General features: G+C 66.3%; 19 protein-coding genes and 1 pseudogene. 11 read left to right on the top strand and 9 right to left on the bottom strand.

Annotation, left to right across the window (positions count from 1 at the left end):
• Nucleotides 1–6: 6 nt before the first annotated feature.
• The 5 genes from PXH83_RS23645 to PXH83_RS23625 all read left to right on the top strand — a co-directional run bounded on the left by PXH83_RS23645 (nucleotide 7) and on the right by PXH83_RS23625 (nucleotide 4,486).
• On the top strand, nucleotides 7–882 hold the full coding sequence (locus PXH83_RS23645; protein ID WP_274562590.1) for an immunity 49 family protein: 876 nt from the start codon (nucleotides 7–9) through the stop codon (nucleotides 880–882).
• Between the two features lie 78 nt (nucleotides 883–960).
• On the top strand, nucleotides 961–1,278 hold the full coding sequence (locus tag PXH83_RS23640; protein WP_274562589.1) for a hypothetical protein: 318 nt from the start codon (nucleotides 961–963) through the stop codon (nucleotides 1,276–1,278).
• A 64-nt stretch (nucleotides 1,279–1,342) separates the two neighbouring features.
• A complete protein-coding gene (locus tag PXH83_RS23635) occupies nucleotides 1,343–3,259 on the top strand; it encodes an ATP-binding protein (protein ID WP_274562587.1) in 1,917 nt (638 codons plus the stop codon).
• Between the two features lie 67 nt (nucleotides 3,260–3,326).
• Complete coding sequence (locus tag PXH83_RS23630) at nucleotides 3,327–3,599, top strand: hypothetical protein (RefSeq protein WP_274562586.1); 273 nt, start codon at nucleotides 3,327–3,329, stop codon at nucleotides 3,597–3,599.
• A 281-nt stretch (nucleotides 3,600–3,880) separates the two neighbouring features.
• Complete coding sequence (locus tag PXH83_RS23625; RefSeq protein ID WP_274562584.1) at nucleotides 3,881–4,486, top strand: SUKH-4 family immunity protein; 606 nt, start codon at nucleotides 3,881–3,883, stop codon at nucleotides 4,484–4,486.
• Between the two features lie 141 nt (nucleotides 4,487–4,627).
• On the opposite strand, the gene PXH83_RS23620 is transcribed toward PXH83_RS23625, so the two are convergent.
• Entirely contained in the window at nucleotides 4,628–5,047 is a 420-nt protein-coding gene (locus PXH83_RS23620) for a hypothetical protein (RefSeq protein ID WP_274562583.1), read from the bottom strand.
• Nucleotides 5,048–5,276: 229 nt separating this feature from the next.
• Here PXH83_RS23620 and PXH83_RS23615 point away from each other — a divergent pair, with 229 nt between their 5' ends.
• The gene (locus PXH83_RS23615; protein ID WP_274562582.1) at nucleotides 5,277–5,921 is read left to right on the top strand and encodes a hypothetical protein; all 645 of its coding nucleotides are present in this window, start codon (nucleotides 5,277–5,279) and stop codon (nucleotides 5,919–5,921) included.
• Nucleotides 5,922–6,057: 136 nt separating this feature from the next.
• Here the strand turns inward: PXH83_RS23615 and PXH83_RS23610 are convergent, their stop codons facing one another.
• The 3 genes from PXH83_RS23610 to PXH83_RS23600 are packed head-to-tail and all read right to left on the bottom strand — an operon-like array spanning nucleotide 6,058 to nucleotide 7,159.
• Entirely contained in the window at nucleotides 6,058–6,597 is a 540-nt protein-coding gene (locus tag PXH83_RS23610; RefSeq protein WP_274562581.1) for a hypothetical protein, read from the bottom strand.
• Nucleotides 6,598–6,634: 37 nt separating this feature from the next.
• Complete coding sequence (locus PXH83_RS23605) at nucleotides 6,635–6,760, bottom strand: hypothetical protein (protein ID WP_274562580.1); 126 nt, start codon at nucleotides 6,758–6,760, stop codon at nucleotides 6,635–6,637.
• A gap of 45 nt (nucleotides 6,761–6,805) precedes the next feature.
• The gene (locus tag PXH83_RS23600; protein WP_274562579.1) at nucleotides 6,806–7,159 is read right to left on the bottom strand and encodes a hypothetical protein; all 354 of its coding nucleotides are present in this window, start codon (nucleotides 7,157–7,159) and stop codon (nucleotides 6,806–6,808) included.
• 188 nt (nucleotides 7,160–7,347) lie between these two features.
• Between PXH83_RS23600 and PXH83_RS23595 the strand changes: the two genes are divergently transcribed.
• From PXH83_RS23595 to PXH83_RS23575, 4 genes and pseudogenes are all read left to right on the top strand, one after another.
• On the top strand, nucleotides 7,348–7,650 hold the full coding sequence (locus tag PXH83_RS23595) for a WXG100 family type VII secretion target (RefSeq protein ID WP_274562578.1): 303 nt from the start codon (nucleotides 7,348–7,350) through the stop codon (nucleotides 7,648–7,650).
• Nucleotides 7,647–9,050 carry a putative T7SS-secreted protein gene (locus PXH83_RS23590; protein ID WP_274562576.1) on the top strand — a complete coding sequence of 468 codons (1,404 nt, stop codon included), beginning with the start codon at nucleotides 7,647–7,649 and terminating at the stop codon, nucleotides 9,048–9,050. Before PXH83_RS23595 ends, PXH83_RS23590 begins: the two co-directional genes overlap by 4 nt.
• A gap of 535 nt (nucleotides 9,051–9,585) precedes the next feature.
• Nucleotides 9,586–10,263 (top strand): hypothetical protein, encoded by a 678-nt coding sequence (locus PXH83_RS23585; RefSeq protein ID WP_274562574.1) that lies wholly within the window; start codon nucleotides 9,586–9,588, stop codon nucleotides 10,261–10,263.
• A 1,064-nt stretch (nucleotides 10,264–11,327) separates the two neighbouring features.
• Nucleotides 11,328–11,640 (top strand): annotated as a pseudogene (locus tag PXH83_RS23575) (ISAzo13-like element transposase-related protein); the annotation flags it as partial.
• A 118-nt stretch (nucleotides 11,641–11,758) separates the two neighbouring features.
• On the opposite strand, the gene PXH83_RS23570 reads toward PXH83_RS23575, so the two are convergent.
• Both PXH83_RS23570 and PXH83_RS23565 read right to left on the bottom strand, forming a co-directional pair.
• On the bottom strand, nucleotides 11,759–11,923 hold the full coding sequence (locus PXH83_RS23570) for a DUF397 domain-containing protein (protein ID WP_420803238.1): 165 nt from the start codon (nucleotides 11,921–11,923) through the stop codon (nucleotides 11,759–11,761).
• A gap of 39 nt (nucleotides 11,924–11,962) precedes the next feature.
• A complete protein-coding gene (locus tag PXH83_RS23565) occupies nucleotides 11,963–12,826 on the bottom strand; it encodes a helix-turn-helix domain-containing protein (RefSeq protein WP_274562569.1) in 864 nt (287 codons plus the stop codon).
• 235 nt (nucleotides 12,827–13,061) lie between these two features.
• Here PXH83_RS23565 and PXH83_RS23560 point away from each other — a divergent pair, with 235 nt between their 5' ends.
• A complete protein-coding gene (locus PXH83_RS23560; RefSeq protein WP_274562568.1) occupies nucleotides 13,062–13,472 on the top strand; it encodes an ATP-binding protein in 411 nt (136 codons plus the stop codon).
• A 59-nt stretch (nucleotides 13,473–13,531) separates the two neighbouring features.
• Here the strand turns inward: PXH83_RS23560 and PXH83_RS23555 are convergent, their stop codons facing one another.
• From PXH83_RS23555 to PXH83_RS23545, 3 genes are all read right to left on the bottom strand, one after another.
• Nucleotides 13,532–13,696, bottom strand: a complete 165-nt coding sequence (locus tag PXH83_RS23555) for a hypothetical protein (RefSeq protein ID WP_274562567.1) — start codon at nucleotides 13,694–13,696, stop codon at nucleotides 13,532–13,534.
• Between the two features lie 181 nt (nucleotides 13,697–13,877).
• The gene (gene mycP / locus PXH83_RS23550) at nucleotides 13,878–15,224 is read right to left on the bottom strand and encodes a type VII secretion-associated serine protease mycosin (protein WP_274562566.1); all 1,347 of its coding nucleotides are present in this window, start codon (nucleotides 15,222–15,224) and stop codon (nucleotides 13,878–13,880) included.
• Between the two features lie 80 nt (nucleotides 15,225–15,304).
• Entirely contained in the window at nucleotides 15,305–16,864 is a 1,560-nt protein-coding gene (locus PXH83_RS23545; RefSeq protein WP_274562565.1) for a hypothetical protein, read from the bottom strand.
• Between the last annotated feature and the right edge of the window lie 21 nt (nucleotides 16,865–16,885).

Raw genomic sequence — 16,885 nt, 5'->3', positions numbered from 1 at the left:
ATGCAGATGGCCGTCATCGTCACTCGTCACGAATTCGACACAACTAAATCTGCTCGCCACGAAGAAGTCCTCCATACGATCCTCCACCGGAGGATCGACGAACTGGAGGAGTCCCCCCGTCTCGGGTTCGGCGAAGAACTGAGCGCGGCCATGAGCAGCGCGGTATCGGAGGCCAGTTGCCGCTGCGCCCTCGATCCCACCGCGTCGAAGGTGGAGACCTGGGAAGCCTTCGTCACGGCCATGCAACTGGGGTCGGCGTTGTTCGCGTCAGCCACGGCGACCGGGGACTCCGTACAGTGCCGCATCGCCCACAAGATGCGCACTATTCCCGCAACTGGCGCACATAGCTTCACAGATGCCAGCACATGGATCGACGCATTCTGGCTGGCCATTATTGGCCGCGACCAGGATCGAATGAATCAGTTGTGCAATGTACCCATCAGCCTGCTACGCGATTCCGGGGCCGTTTACGACGAGTACATCTACGCCTGGGTTGATGCCCTCCAGACCTATTGGCGTAGGGAACCCGGCCTCGTCGATAAACTTGAAGCAGCCATCGCGGGTACCGAACCAGATGTCCTGGCCGAATCGAGCAAGGACTACGTCCTTGAGGTCATGTATCCGCCGATCAATCTCTTCTACCGCTTCCTGCTCCAAGACCACGCGCAGTTCAACGCAGATCTGGCCCAAGCGCTTGAGTGGCACAAGGGGCACTGGAGCGAAGACGAGGATCAGGCGAGCCGGGTCTCTGGTCTGGTCGCCTTGGGCCCACTGGCCATCACGTGCCTCGCGTTTGACGGCGGCTTCCCCATCGAAGTCGAGTCCGACTACCTTCCCCATGGCCTGGTCGACCGCGGATGGCTGGGGGAGTTCGACACGTAGGCGCTATCGGCAACCCTGCCGTAGGCACGGCCGCCAACTCCCTGTCAGAGCACAAGAGCTAGTAAAGAGGCGAACTTCATGGCCCCGGACACCCCCGCCCCGACCCCACAAGGCCCACCCGCCACACCCGACCAGGCGCTGGCCATCGTCAACAGCCGCTACGCGGAGCCCAAACTCCCCGACGGCACCCCCATCGAGCTTCGCGTCCAGGAGTTCGACATCGGCTACCTCGTGTACACGGTTGCCCCACCCCACACGGACCTCACCGCCCCTCCCGAACCCGGCGGCGCAAACATCGTGGTGTCCAAGGAGACCGGCGAAACCTTCACTGTCCCCAACTTCCCCGTCGAGCAAGCCATCGCGCTCTACCGCAAGAAGCGCGGACTCGGGGCCTGACTCACACCCCACGCAGAGCAACTTCCCATCGCCCGCCATCCCCGGCACCCGAGGACCCCTGCTCATGACCGCCCCACCCAACGGCTACGCACCACACCCGCACATAGGCGGCCGCGCCACCGTGCTGCGCGCCCTCGCCGCCTGGCGGATGGAGTTGTCGGGTGCGCCGCGCGTCGTCGTCCTCACCGGAAACCCCGGCAGCGGGCGTTCACACCTGCTCACCGGCTTCCTCATGCTGTGCGACCCGGACTTCCGCTGGCGGCTTCCGCTGGCCGATCTCGACCCGTCGACGGTGCCGCCGGAGCTTCCCGCACCCGCGGTCCCGAGCGCAGCAGGTCTGACCGCGGCGCAATTCGGGTGGCTGCTCGCCGGTCATTACGGTCTGCAGGCCTCGCGCCTCGAGGACGTGTACGCCGAACTGGGCGCCTTCGACCAGCCCGTGACCGTCGTCGTGCCGGACGTCGACCGGGCGGGTCCGGTCCGCACCACGGGCGAGCCCGCCCGCCTCGTACAGGAAGCACTTAGGCCACTCGCGACCACGGAGTCCGTCAGGCTCCTCGCCGACGTACCGCGTGAGCTCGCCGCGAGCCTGGTGGAAGGACTGCCGCCCGGCACCGCGCAGATCATCGATCTCGACGATCCGCAGTGGGCCGACCCCCATGGTCCGGTGCTGCAGGCCGAAGCCCTGCTCAGCCCTGAATTCGGTGCGCCGGAGCTGCCCTTCACCACCGACCCGTCCGCCCGGCGTGCGCTCGCCGAGGCGATCGGCCGTCGCGCCGGGACCAGCCCGCTGACCGTGCAGCTCGCGGTCCAGAGCATCCTGACGAATCCGTCCGGCGTCGTCCCCACCGACGAGAGCCAACTGCCCACGTCCCTGGGCGAGGTGCTCGACCTGCACGCACGCCGCCTCGGAGCCGACCCGCAGACGCTGCGCCAACTGCTCGCGCCCTTGGCCCTTGCCGAGGGCGACGGTCTGCCGGCCGAGCTGTGGGTGCGGCTCGTCAGCACCCTCGCGGGCACGGACATGACCGCGGCGATCGCGAGCAGCGGAGCGCTGGCCGGCCCCTTCGTGCAGTCGCTCCGGGCGGGCGCAAGCGGCGAGCGTACGCTGCTTCAGCTGCTCCACCCCGCCATCGCCGACGAGATCCGCTCCGGCCTTCCCAACGTCCGCGCCGCGCAGTCCCAAATCGCCATGGCGCTCTTGGAAACCGTGCCCGGTCAGGACTGGAGCAAGGCCGACCCCTATGTACGCGATCACATCGCCGGGCACACCTTGGAAGCGGGTCTGCTGCCCCAACTCCTCACCGACCCTGGCTTGTTCGTGTACGCCGACCCGGCGCCGCTGCGCGCGGCTGTCGAGGCCGTCCCGGAGCAAGCGCTCGGCGCTCCGGCGCTTACGTATCTGCGCATCGCCCCTCTGCTGACCCGCGCACAGGCACCCGCCTTGGCCCGCGCGGCCCTCCTGGAGAGCGCGTTCGTCGAGGACCAGCTTCCGGACTTCGCGGCCGCGGTGCACCGGCTCGGCCTGGATCTGCCCTGGCAGACCCTGTGGAGCGTCCGCCTCCGCGACATCAGCGAAGTCACCATCGGCACGCTCCCCCGCCCTGCGGAGAACCCCGTGCCCATCGCCGCCCTCTCGGTACCCACCGGCACGCCCGGCGCCTTCCCTGTGGCCGGGAACAGTGATTCCGCGCTGCTCATGCACAGCCTCGTACAGCCGGCGCTCTTCAACGAGCCAGGACCGGAACAACTGCTGCGGCTCTCCGAGCAGGACCGGGCAGCCGCCCCGCTCGCACTCCGCCGAGGCACGGATCAGCTCCGGGTCTGGGACCGGTCCCGCCAGACGGTGGTGGCCTCCCTCATCTCGGATTCCCCCTTCACCGGAGCGGACCTGTCGCCCGACGGCATCCTCCTGGTCGCAACCGAGCGCGGAGCCAAGGCCCTCCGGATCCGCCCGCGTGCCGCAGAGACAACCTCGTAGGCCTACGTCCCCCAGGGCCTCGAAGAAAACCCCTCGTGATCAGCCAGAGTTCCACGTGGGGTGGGTCGTGTGGGCCGCGCCCGCGCCGCTGGAGCGCGACCCGGAGACCGGGGAGTGGCGGCCGCCCGCCGAGATCGGCAACGCATACGGGGTCGTCGACCGACGTACCGGCGAGCTGTCGGTACCGGCCGAGGAGGTCGTACGGATATACCAGCAGAAGCACGGAGGCGGCGCATCCGGCGACGCGGCGGCCGGGGATCCAGCTCCCCATGCTCCCCGGCGGCTACACCGCCTGGTCGCACTCGGAGGAGCAAGGTCGTCGACCGACTGCTGCCTTTGATCCGCGACGGCAAACCGGCTCATCCGCGCGCCGAGTCCGCCTTCCAGCGCATGGCCCCAAGGACAATGCCACGCTTCCGAGAGATCCGACGCCGGGGTCCACAGCACGGCCGGCTCGCCACCACTGATCCCCAGATCCCGAACTCGGGGCTTCAAGGGCGCCCTGCCCAACGGAACGGGTGGTCGGCTTGGCGGCGTGCCCGGCCGAGGGGCTGCGTCCCGTTGTCAGTGCCGTGCGGTTGACTGGTTTCATCGTCACAGCGTGAGCCCCGGGGGGAACCAGTGAACAAGACTGAGCTGCTCGCCAAAGCAGAGGAGCCGACCGCCGAATGGCTCGAGTCCATTTTCGGCGTGGGATCGCTCTGGCGTCCCACGGAGACAGAGATCCCGGTTCGCCTTGAGGACAAGGAAGCCAGGAAGTTTCTGACCACGGTGGGCTTCCCGGCCGTGCGGATCGGCTTCATAGATTTCGCGTCGGTGGGCCTGCCCAAGGACGGACTGTGGGAAGAAGACCCCGACGAGCTGTTCGGCCGTAGATACCCCGACGACGACACTCCGCCGACGAGCTACTGCTACAGCTTCGGGACGTACGGCGGCGGATTCCACCTGGTGCTGGACGGCCCCACCGGAGATGTCGACGTCTACGACCCCAACGGCTGGGATCACGCAGCTGGTTACGCAGGCTGGGCGGTCTCCTCCCTGCCCAAGCTCGCGGGTGCACTGGGACTGCTCAAGGCCTACGAGGACCGGCTGGCCGGCCCGGAGCCAGCGGAGGCGGCGCAAGAGCTGCGCTTGCTCGTCGAACATCTGGAAGCAGGCGGGGAGTCGGCCTTCTGGGAGCACGTCTTGGAGCAGTTGGAAGACGAGTACGGGCCCTGGGAGGACTAGGACCTCCCGCGTGCGAAGAGGGGCCGGAAGCCGGACGGACCGATGAAGCCCGTCCGGGCGCCCCACCGGTCCCGTCCCACCAGCCCCTCTCCACCGGTCCCCGTACCGGCCGGCGAGGGGCATGGCACACGGACAGCGTGCTCAGTACAGAGAGAAGCCGCCGCTGTGCCGGCCCTTGCTCTTCTTGGGGGTCTGCGAGGGCTCTCCCTGGGAGCGTCCGGGCGCGGACCCGTCCGAGGACGGCTCGCTGTTCGCCGGTACCTCACCGTGCCGGATCTGGTCCTGCTCCTCGTCGGACAGCGACTCCCACTCGCTGCGCAGGGATGCCAAACCGCCACCCAGGGCGCGTGACGCCGAAGGGTCGTCCATGGCGTCGCGCAGGGTGATTTGGCCGGACAGCATCTTCTTGGCCATGTCCTGCATTTCCTTGCTCGCGTTACCGTTGTCGGCCAGCTTGCGCAGCGCGGAGTTCACTGAGCGGACCTGCTCCGGTTCGAGCGCTTCGTCCCACACGCCGCGGTCGGAGGACGGTCCCTGGGGTTTCTGGGGTTGCTGGGCCATGTCGCTTCTCCTCACCTCTCGTCCCCTCAAGTATCTCTCGTCACCCGAAGTTGCTACGGATCCGGTCGGTCGTTGACGCATCCGGGGCCCGAAGGCCGCTCGTTGGGCAGCCCGTTCCGTCGCGGCGTAGTGCACCGAAGTGATAGGAAAGTCTTTCGAATATCGCTTGAGCCACGCCCGAATGGCGCGCGCGCCTCCCCTCCACACGGAAAAGAAAGACGCAGTCGCCATGCCCCGCTCGCAGCCCGCAGGGATCGACCGCTGGCTCCGAGGCCTCGTCGGAAGCACCCTCGGCCGACTCGGGCGCGCGGGCGGTGTCGTGTTTCTCCTCGCGGGCCTCGCCTTGACCGGCGTAGGCGCGTACCAAGGGGCGTACGCGGCAGGGTGGGCCGGTACGCACGGCACCCTGACAGTCGAAAGCTGCGAGGTGACCTCCCCGCACAATGTCTCCCGGAGCAGCCGCAAGAACCGCAGCACCATCCGCTGCTACGGCACTTTCGCGTCCGACGACGGCAAGGCCAAGGACATCAACGCCGCGCTGGCGAGCAAGCGCCGCTATCTCAAGGGCACAGAGGTCTCCGTTCAGCAGACGGACGCTCCGACGGCTGACGCCGGCACAGACGCCGGCTACGTCGTCGCAGGCCTGAACCGAGCCATGCGCTGGTTCGCGGCCTTCTTCGCAGGCTGGGTCCTCACCGGCCTCGGCGTCTTCTGCGTCGCCACCGGCTACGCACCCTTCGGCCGCAGCCGGATCTCGTACGACGTGGCATGGGACGCGGCGGGACGGAATGCGACGCGGCCGACCACGATCGGGATGATCGGCGTGGGCATCGTGGGGGCTGGACTGTCGTACTTGGTGAGTCTCTTCATGTGACCGGGAAGATCCTGAAGTCCGCCAAGCTCGCCGGGAGTACGAGCGGTCCCCGGAAGAGCACGAACGGCAGCGCACCGAGACCGAAATCATCTCCAAGCACTGGCGCTTCCGGTACGTGGGTTTCACGACCTTGCGGTCACTGCCGATGCAGGGTCATCAGTCCGTGCCCGCCCGGCAAGGCGATGACGCCACCCCGGTCAGCGTTGCCTGCGAACCAGGCCCCGTGCTCGAACTCTCCCGACCAACGCGTGCGCCGACGCCATGTACGAGCGGCCAGCACCGGCGTCCAGTCCTCATCGCCGCCCCCGTCAGCGAGCCTGAGCTGCACGGCAGTGCCCGCACCGGCTTTGGCGTCCGGCCTGCGGACTGCGGAGCAGTACTGCCAGGGGCCGGACTTCAGAACACTCTCGACGGCGCGCAGCCACCGCAATGCCTTGGCCGGCCCCGCCAGCAAGAAGGCAGCGGGTATCAGCAGGAAGGATGCGGTACCCGAGACGAGCTGCGTCTCCTCTTCCTTGAACGCCTTCGCCACGATGAGCAGGGCAAGGAACACGGCGACCCTGATCAACAAACTGACGAGAGCCTTGCGCCGGGCTTTCTCATACGCCTGCCGGGTGGCGGGATCGTCGAAGGCACACTTGGCCAAGGGGAGGGGGACAGAGAGACCGGACTTCACGCGGACAACTCCTCGTCATTGGGTTCAGCAAACGTGATTATGCGGGAAGGCCCGCACTCAGAGTTCCGACACCGGCCCTCGTGGCCCGCGCCATGCGGTCCTTGCCGCAGGCGATCTCCAGGTAGTTCTCAACGAGCGTCCGGCTGCCACGCTCCAGAGTCATGAGGTCCCTGCCCCCTGGCACCGCGATCACTCCACCGAATCAGGGTCACCGGCGAACCAGGCACCCTGCTCCATCTCCCCCGTCCAGCGCTTCCTCCGCAGCGGGTTGACCGCGCATGGTCTTGGACCAGTCGCTGTCCGCGTCAGCTTTGAGCTGCACAACCAGCGCCATCGCGTCCTTGACATCATGACAAGGACGTACGGAAGAGCGGTACTCCCAGGGATATTCGCGGAGCACCTTCCGGATCCTGCGCAGCCGGAGAACCGGCCCCAACGAGTACAGCGCAAGCGCGAAGCTGAACGGTGCCGCGATCACACACACGAAGCCAGCGATGCGCACCCACATCGGTTGCGTTCTGGGCTGATCCCCCAGCGTCCCCATCACCACCAGGGTCGCCAACTGGCGAGGTGAGTGTGACCGGGACGCGACCACGAAGTTCGGAGAAGTTCGGACCTGGATTGCCGGATGACGCGCTGTGAAGGTTTAGCGAACGGGCAGGACCCCTTGTCGGCTCCGTGGCACCTGCTCGTTAACGTGTGTCAAGGGTTGATGACTGCAAATTACGAGACAACGGGGAGCACGGCGCGATGGGGGCAGGCTTCAAAGTCGAGATTACCGAGCTCGACGGGCTCGTCAGAGAACTCCACCGGAGCCAGGAAGAGATGCGCGCGGCGCTGAACGCGCTGCGTGACACCGGCCCGAAGACCACAGGCAGCAAGGAACTCGACAACGCCTGTGACGAGTTCCACGACAGCTGGGACGACGCGATCAAGAAAATCGCCGATGGCACGCAGGTCATCGAGGACAAGCTCAAGCAGACCCGCGACACCTACCGGGACGCTGAGGCGGCCATCCGGGACGGCTTCGCCGGTAAGGGGGGCACGAAGTGAGCGACAAGTACCCCTCGCTCGGCTTCGACCCCGCGCCGGGTGACTCTGGCAACGTGGGTTCGCTCGCCGCCCGTACCAAGAGGGCCGCGACAGCGCTCGACACCGCGCAGAACAGCATCAAGCGCCTGACAGGAAACGTGAGCTGGGCCGGTGATGCCGCCTCCGCCTTCTCCCAGAAGGTCGGCGAGCTGCCCCGTTATCTCAAGGACAGCCACGAGGCGATGCAGACCGCGTCCTCGGAGCTGTCGAAATGGCGCGAAGCACTCACCCACTACCAGAGCACCGCCGGAACGTACGAAGTGCAGGCCAAGCAGGCCAAGGGCAAGGTGGCCTCGGCGGAGAAGGCCAACGACGCCGCGGCCAGCCGCTACAACCAGGCCGCGAACGACCCCGCCTTCCGGCTGAGCGGCCAGATGTTCACCGGACCCGCCCTCCAGGACGCCCAGGCGAAGGTCGACGCGGCGAGCAGCCGGCTCAAGCAGGCCGACAGTGAACTCGACTCCGCCTCCAACCAGTTGGACCAGGCGCAGCGTGAACTCGAAGAGATCATCAAGCGGGCCGAGCGGCTGCTGGAGGAGCACCAGGCTGAGGCCCGCGGCGTCGCGGGCCACATGCGCAAGGCCACCGACGCCGCCCCCGACCCCGGCTTCTGGGACCGGCTCGGCGACAAGTTCAAAGAGATCGGGCACTCGATCCAGGAGTGGTGCGCCCGCAACAAGGACCTGCTCAACAAGATCGGCGACTGGCTGGGGAACATCTCCGCCGTACTCGGCATCCTGGCGCTGCTGACCCTGTGGTGTCCGCCCTTGTCGGCGGGGCTTGCTCTGGCAAGCGCCGGGCTCTCGGCAGGTGCGCTGGTTGCGCATGGTGCGGCGAAGATCGGAGGGGCGGATGTCGGGTGGGGAACCCTCGCAGGTGATGCGGTAGGCCTTATTCCGGGCGCAGCGTTCGCGAAGACCGCGATCACTGGAACCGTGAAGGTAGTGGCGAAGGTAGGGGACGGGGTGGTCACACACATCGACGACGTGGCCAGGGTCACTCGGCTGAACCGCCTCGTCTCCGAGGGAGCCGCAGCAGTGAGCGAAGTCCCGCGAGCTGCCAACCGATTCCGAAGTGCAGCTGAAGTCCACACCTTCGAAGCCGTAGGCGGCATCGGGAACCGGGTGTCTCTCGCCTGGGAGAATTCGGTGGCAGTGAACCTCGGAGCAAGTATCGGTGAGAAGGGGCTGAGCGGGCTCATCACGAACACGCCTGGCTTGCGAAGCCTCCCAGGTCTTCAGCAAGCCATCCGCGCCGACGACACGCTCGATCCCCTCTCGTGGTGGTCGAAGGGGCCTCTGCTCGCAGCGGCGGTGCCTGGAGCGGCGACCGGCATCTACGACAGTGTGACTGGAGAGTAGGGATGGCTAGCGCGCTCCCCGAAGGATCCGCCGATCCCGTTCTTCCCCATGCCTCGAGGATCGGCCTTATCGTATGGTTTTTCGCACAGTGGGTAATGATCCCGGTGCAATGCGTCACGGGCCCCCTCTGGCTGCTGATTCTTTTCTTGGGCGGTGAAGATTTTGATCGGATCTTTGAGGCTCCTAGGCGTTTCCTCTCCCCGGTTAAGCTCATGCTCCGCATGTCACGTAATCCGGTGAGACACGAAGAATATCTGGATCGGGAGTTCGGTCGAATTTCCGCGGAGATGCATAAGGGGAAGTACAGCTGGAGAACCAGGTTCTACCACTACGTCGGAGCCAGGTATGCAACTGGCGCCAGAGACAGAGAAAGCCCCCTGGTAGGTGTCATGGTGGACTGCCGCGAGTATCGGGGGGTTCCGCTCAGCGTGATGAGGGGCATCGCGCACAGGCACCGCGTGATTCTGGATGTACCGAGGCCCAATCACATCCGCCCCAGCGTGAGTCTGAGGCCGGCCCAGTGGGAGAACATGTGATGGCCGCACTGAGCGATGAGCTGCACTTGGACATACCTGGGGGATTTCACTCCCTGGGCCTGGACTTGGACGAGGAGAGGCGTCTCGAGCAACTCTGGTCCATCGCAGAGGAAATCTGGCCGACCGGAAGCGACTTCCAACGCGAAGTCACCTTCCATACCTACCGCGAAATGGCCGACCACGCGCTGGCCGAGAATTCCTTCTACGCGGGCTTCTGCCTGGACGAGGCGCCGGACGGCCGGCTCACCACCGCCTCGCTGCTGGCCCGCCTCGACCCTCTGGACGAGGCCGATGCCGAGTTGTCCGCGCGCGGCCTTTTCGAGGCGCTCTCCGCGAACGAGAACAACACAGTCGAGGACATCCGCGTTCCAGCAGGGCCGGGCGTGCTCGTTCTGTGCGGCCTGGAATGGCAGTCCGACCCGGGGGATGACACGGCACCGTCCCTGCCCCTCGCGCGGGCCGATGTCTACCTCCCCCTCCCTCGCATGCGTCGGCTGCTCGTCATGAGCCTGACCACTCCGTCGCTGCCGGATCTCCCCTTCTACGTCTCGCTGTTGTCGAAGTCGGCCCACGACCTCACGGTCGCCAGCGACGCAGAACCGCCTCCGTCCGGCCCGGAAAACGGCGGCGAGAGGAGAGCCAGCATCTCCGACCAAGTCAGGGCTGATTTCGGGTAGTAGGCGGGTAGGCGACGCGACGCCCATACGGCGAACATGACGACGCCGGTGCCTCAGCCTCCAGTAGACGGTTCGCGCCGTGAGGCGCTCTAGTCCGAGCGGAGGTGAGAGGCAACCGCCGATGGCCTGTCGCAGCAAGTCAGAGCAGCCCTGACAACGCCGGGACGTGCCGCGCTGGGTTTCGGCACACTGGCCGGACGGGCGGCATTCGGGGACGCTCGCGAGCCGGGGGCGGGACCCAGATGTGGGCGGTGTTGCCACTCACCGGAGGCCGCCGCCCACGCCGAACCTCCGACGCACTGAGGCACCAGATCAAGGGGAGACGCCCGCTCCTGCCCCATTGGACGCTCTTGTGGTCGGTGAGCAGCTCGCAGAGCAGTGCATTCAAGCCATGTGCCGCCAAAGAAACATGAGGACCCTGAGACGCTGTCAGTGCGACCAGTTACGGTGCTGATTCGCGTACGCGATGTAAAAGAGGTGACTTCGCGCGGCGTCGTTTACAGGGGGCGTTCCTACGCATATTCGATCTTGAACTACCTTCAGAATGATCAGGCAGACGATGGGCTGGACCACTCCCAAACTCCGTGAGCCAGCCGCCGCCGATCGCTGGACTTGGCTGGTCATCGCCGCCCACGCCCAACTCCGCCTCGGCCACCCTCGCAGAGGAACCACCCGGCCCTGGGAACCGCCCGCGCGCCCAAGGCGCCTCACACCCGCCCGCGTCCGCCGAGGATTTCGCCGCCTCTGCGGGAAGACCCCTCAGCTGGCCGGCGCACCGAAATCCAGCACCGCAGGCCCCGGCCGACCAACCGGCACGAAGAACCAAGCACCGCGCACACGAGCACCCCGTCGGAAAACACGGCAAACCAAACGCTGCGAGGGGCACTACGAACAGGCACGCAGCATAAACGCCAAACTAAGGGCTCGCAGAGAATCAACGTGCTGCTTCCCGTATTCGGGCTCGTTCACGTGGTACGGGCATCCCGAACGAGACTCGTGATCAACTGGCCGTGAAGTTCGGGGTGTTGTTCTCGCATCTGGACGAGCGGCAGCGTCGGCTGCTGATGGGAGCCGAGGCCCGGGTCCTGGGACACGGCGGTGTCCGGCTGGTCGCGCAGGCGGCTCAGGTCAGCGAGACCGCGGTCCGCAAAGGCGTGGACGAGCTGGAGGCGGGCGAGGGGCCGCTGGGACGGGTGCGCCGTCCCGGCGGCGGGCGCAAGAAGGCCGCCGAGGTGAACCCGGGGCTGCGGCCGGCCCTGCTGGCTCTGGTCGAGCCGGACATATGCGGGGGATCCGATGTCACCGCTGCGCTGGACGACCAAGTCGACCAGGAGACTCGCCCTCGAACTCACTCGCCAGGGGCACCGGGTCAGCGCGGGGCAGCATCGCCTGTTCACAAAGGCCCGATGATGCCGGTGCGTACAGCAAGGACCTTGTACAGCAGGGCTTTAGTTGCGCTTCAGCACTGCTCGACGTCAGGGACGTCGGGCTGGGTTCAACACCTGAGCGTCCCTCGTGACTGAAATGCCTGCCATGCGGCTGTGCTGAAGCGAAGTATCTTACTGTCCGGGTCCTTGGAGTCCCGTACGGCGACGGTGCCGGGGATGTTCGTGGCAACCTCGACGCACTCGCCGGCGGACGTGCTGTAGCTGGACTTCACAAACTCGAACCGGGTCACGCCTGCGTCCCCTTGCCAATGCTACTCGATGAGTAGCTCGGAGTCATGCGGTGACAGGCTGAGCCTGGCCGTACGGTCGAAGAATGTGCCGTACGCGGCGCCTTCGTTCGCGTCCTCCACCCACACGGTAGAGGCAATGGTGTCCACATGAACCACGTCCACTGCACCAGCTTCGGCGAAGGAGACGATGTTGAAGGCACCGCCGATACAGGGGTATCCACCGGCCCGGAAGGGCAACACCTGAACATGGATGTTGGGGAGTTTGGCCATATCCAGCACGTGAGCGAGCTGAGCCCGCATGACCTCCGGGCCGCCGACCAGTTGCCGCAGCGCCGCCTCCCAGATCACGGCATGTACCTGCAGGGGCGTCTCGCCAGCCAGGCGGGCCTGCCGCTTCATCCTGACCGCGACGATGCGCTCGATGTCGTCCGGGTCCTCCCATACGCCGTCGCTCACAGCGAGTGCGCGCGCGTACTCCGCAGTTTGGAACAGTCCGGGAACCAACGACAGCTGCCAGGTGCGGACGCGTGTGGCCACGTCCTCCATAGCGATGTACTCGGCCAGCGCCCCCGCGTTGGGAGAGTGCTTCCACCAGCCCTTGGCCTTCCGCCTTTCACGGTCGAGCTTCGCGATATGCAAGAGGCTGTCGACGGTCTTCGAGTCGTCCACCCCGTACAGCTGGCAGAGAGCCAAGATGTCGGGGTCCCGGAACGGCACCCAGCCGCGTTCCATCTTGGCGACCTTCGCCGCCGTAGCACTCAGTGCCGCCGCAGCCTGCGGTTGGGTCAGCCCTGCTGCGTCGCGTAGTCGCAGTAGCTCGCCGCCTAGCTTCCGGGCCAGGACCGTCGACACCCGGTTGCCCAAACTGGCCTGACCGCTTGCCACTTCGCACCACCTTTCTCGAGTTGAACCCAGTGTGCAGTCGATCTCCGAGCCAAGACAAGCGATTCTCGGAGACAGATATCTCCGAGAGTTCTTGCGCTCTCAGCATCGACGTGGCTACCGTCAGTACTCCACCGCTCGCACAGCGGAGCCAGTTGGCGGAAGTGCACCGCTCCGCCCTGCGCGGGCGCGGCATGCCACCGTCTCGTGGCCCGCTCGAACAAGGAGGTGCGTGTGCATGGAGGCATCACCCAACGTCGGCTACGACGTAGTCACTTACCCGCCCAGGCTGGGGTCCGTCCCCACCGCCCGCAGGCGGATCGCCTGGCTGGTCGGCGAATGGGGACATCCTGAAGTCACGGCGGACGCGGCCCTCGTTACCAGCGAGCTGGTAACGAACGCCCTGCTCCACGGCTGCCTCAGGGATCGGCTCTTCCGCGTGGAGGCAGTCCTCGCCCAGTCGGTCTTACGGATCGCCGTCACCGACCCCAAGGGGGAGCGCAGACCGGCTCTCCGCTCTGCCGAGTGCGAGGACCAGTTCGGGCGTGGGCTCGTCATCGTCCATGCACTCGCGGCGCGATGGGACGTGGAGGCGCTCACGGTTGGGAAGACGGTCTGGGCGGAGCTGGAGCTGAAGGGGAGCGGGTAGGGCGGGAACGCGACGGTGCCGGGCTCTGGGAGCCCGGCACCGTTGTCATGACGTGGCGGCTACGAGCCGTACATCATCCTCGGTTCCTTCTCGATGAGCTTGGTGATCCCAGCCTGCTCCGCTCGCGCGATGCGTGCAGCGTCAGCCTGTTCGCGCTCCTGCGTGAACTTCTGCCAGTCAGGGGGCTGCATGAACAGCATGTCGTTCGTTCCGGGCACAATCATGACTCCACCGAAGGCCAGATCGCCGGCGACCCACGCGCCGCCGTCCTCGGCGCCCTTGGGCCAGCGACGGACTGTTGACGCGTTGAGACCCGCATATACGGTGCTCCGTGCTGACCGCGAGTGGAGACCTTGATGGTGAATAGATTGCGGACAGCACCTTGTCCGGTAGAGCGCTCCTGCTCTACTGCCCCTGGTGTGGCGGCTGTTGGCCGTAGGGGATGGGGTTGTGCGGGGACTGGCCTGGAGCGGCGGTGGGGTACGGCTGCTGGGCCGTCGGGTACGGCGGTTGGTTCGGGTAGCCCATGCCCTGGGGGTAACTCCCGCCGTTGGGGCCACCGGGACCAGGGCCACCGTTGCCACGGTTTCCGCGGCTTCGAAGCACAGCGAAGATGATGCCGCCGATGACTACGGCGGCTGCGATGCCGCCGATGACGAGGGGCAGGCTGCTCGAAGAAGACTTCTTCTCGGCCTGAGTTGAGCCGTCATCGTTGCCCGCGGAAGCGCTGCCGGCCTTGGAGGAGCTGTCCGATGGCGCCTGCTCCAAGGGGCCCTCCTTGGGGCCCTTGGGGATGTCCATCGTGAGCGCCTTGAGGGGGCGGATGATCCCGTAGCCGTACTCGTCGTCGGGAGCCTTCTTGATGTCGTGCTGGGCGAAGGTTGCCGACTTGATCAGGCGGTTGATGACCTGGCCTGCGGTGAGGTCGGGGAACTTGGCGCGGACTAGGGCTGCGGTGGCTGATACGTAGGCCGTGGCGTTAGATGTACCTGTGCCATCCCCATAGCCGTTGGGGCTTTCGACCTCAGCCGCCGCCTGGACGATGTCTACGCCCGGAGCGGTGAGCGTGACGCCGACACCGTGGTTGGACCTTCTCCAAATCGCCAGAGACTTATCAACGGCACCCACGGCGACCACACCTGGAAGCTTTGCCGGGTATCCGACTGGCAAGCCCTCATTACCGGTCCCCGCAACCACGACAACATCGTGCTCTTGGGCGTAGGCGACGGCCTCCGCAGTCTTTGATTCCTCGGTAACATCCTCATCTTTGACTGAGAGGTTAATTACCGATGCCCCTTCGTCCACCGCATAGCGGATGGCAGACGCCATCCTCTTGTCAGAGAGTTTGTACTCATCCCAGTACTGCACCGGGAGGATCTTAGCCTTCGGCGCCAGGCCCATCACGCCTTCGGAATTGCCCGGTCCATGCCCGTGGCCAGCGATGATGCTCGCCATCCCGGTGCCATGACCGTCGGCGTCATCATTAGCGTCCCCGCCGTCGTCGGTGAAGTCCTTCCCCGGCAAAACCTGTCCAACCAGATCAGGATGGGTTCTCTCCACGCCAGTATCAATGACGGCAACCGTAACCCCCTCCCCCTGCGACTCAGCCCAGGTCTTCTCGCCGTTGAACGCCTCCATCGCCCACTGCCGATCCCGTACGGAATCCGCTGAGGCTGTTGGAGCTGATGTGAGGAGCAAGGCTCCCGCCAGCGTCACGGCTCCTGCCGCGGACCAGACCCGCTTGACACCCATTCCTTGCTCCTCACTCAACTGCAGCTGTCTACGCCAGCCTTCAAGACGAACCGTCGACGACGATCCCGGTTCGTCCGTGCCTACTCGATGTTGCGCGGCACGTTCCGGTTACGGTCCTCTTCCGAGATCCAGGTCTCTTCGTCCTCGACAAGGTAGTCGGGACGGTCGCCCTGGCCCTTCTCTTCCTCGGACCGACGACCACCACGGCCGCCCATGCCACCGGCGCCAGCACCCATCATGCCGCCACGCTGCGAGCCACCACGGCTACCATGCAGGCCCGAGCCAGTGCCCGCGCCCTTGCCAGCGACGCCCTTGGCCGCACCCACTACGCCGCCGCGAGCCTTAGCCAGGGCTCCGCGGCCTCCGGCACCAGCGCCACCACGGCCTGCCCCGCCAGCTCCAGCGCCACCGCCCATGCCGGGCATACCCGCTCGGCCGCTTCCGCGGCCGGCTCCGGCTCCACCCGGGCCGCCGGCCCGGCCGCCACCACGGCCACCGGGGGTATTAAGGCCATTGCGACTGCCGCCGACTCCCAAGCCCGGGACGCCGCCGGTGCCCGCCAGGCCCGGGCCTGAGGTGCCACCGGTACCGCCGCCACCGCCGGGACCAATTCCGTTGCTCGAGCCAAGACCGGGTCCCGTCAGTCCGGGCTTGATGCTGTCCACATTGGTCCCGGTGGACGGGAGTTGCGAGCCTCCGGTGATGCCCTTGGCACGGGGGACCTGGGGCGTATTACCGATGTTGTTGGCGTTGCCGGCACTCCACGGCTTGGGAGCTGCACCCGCCCGTCCCGGGCCAGTCGATGGGCCCGGAATCACGGGGGCTGGAGGCATCTGCACATCGTCGCGTGGAGGCTCAACGCGCTTGTCGCTGATCCCCGGCGCCGGCTTAATGTTGTTGCTGACGGTGGTATAACCGCGCGACAGATTCTCCATCACGGCAATAGCCTTCAGCTGCCGCTCCCTGGTCAACGAGAGCGTCTTCTCACTGGCCTGGGCTGCAGTACCGGCGCTGACCCCCGCGTCGAGGTCCTTCTTCAGCTGGTCGTCGTTGCGGCCGTCGTCGTTGAGCCTGTCCTTGGCGCGCTCCGCCGCGCTGGGCTCCTCAATCTTCTCCATCTCCTGGATGGAGGCGTTGAGGAGCTTGCCCACCGCGTCAAGATTCGCAGCTGTCAGATTCGCGTGGGCGGCACCGTTGCGAATGTCGACGACGATTTCTTTCGACCTCTTGCGGAACGCCTCGGCCGCCGCCCCGTGCCAGTGCTCCAGGACGTTTTCGACCGCCGTCTCCATCAAGCCGGCGACGCTGTCCTTCTTGGATGTCCTGTCCACCTCGCCTGCGGCTCCATTGCCATCGCCGCCGGAGAGAAGCTCGTGGACCTTTTTCCAGTGCCCACCGACCTCCATGAGCGTGCCGGGCTTCGCGTCCAGGATCATCCGTCGCAGGCCGTTGATCGAGTACTCCTGGAAGTACCAGGTGTCTTCTTCCTTTCGATCAATTGCCGTCTTGCCGCCGTTGTTAGCTTTCTCCCGCTCGACCAGGCGGTCGTGCGTACTGTCTCGCTCCGTCTTCCTCTCTTCTCGGTTCTCCGCCTCCGCCTGCCCATTCATGTGCTTGTTGCCCGTGTTGTCGCCGGCCATGATTGAACATCCCCTCTGTCA

The organism is Streptomyces spiramyceticus, assembly GCF_028807635.1.
Lineage (GTDB): Bacteria > Actinomycetota > Actinomycetes > Streptomycetales > Streptomycetaceae > Streptomyces > Streptomyces spiramyceticus.
This window is presented reverse-complemented; position numbering and strand designations above follow the sequence as displayed.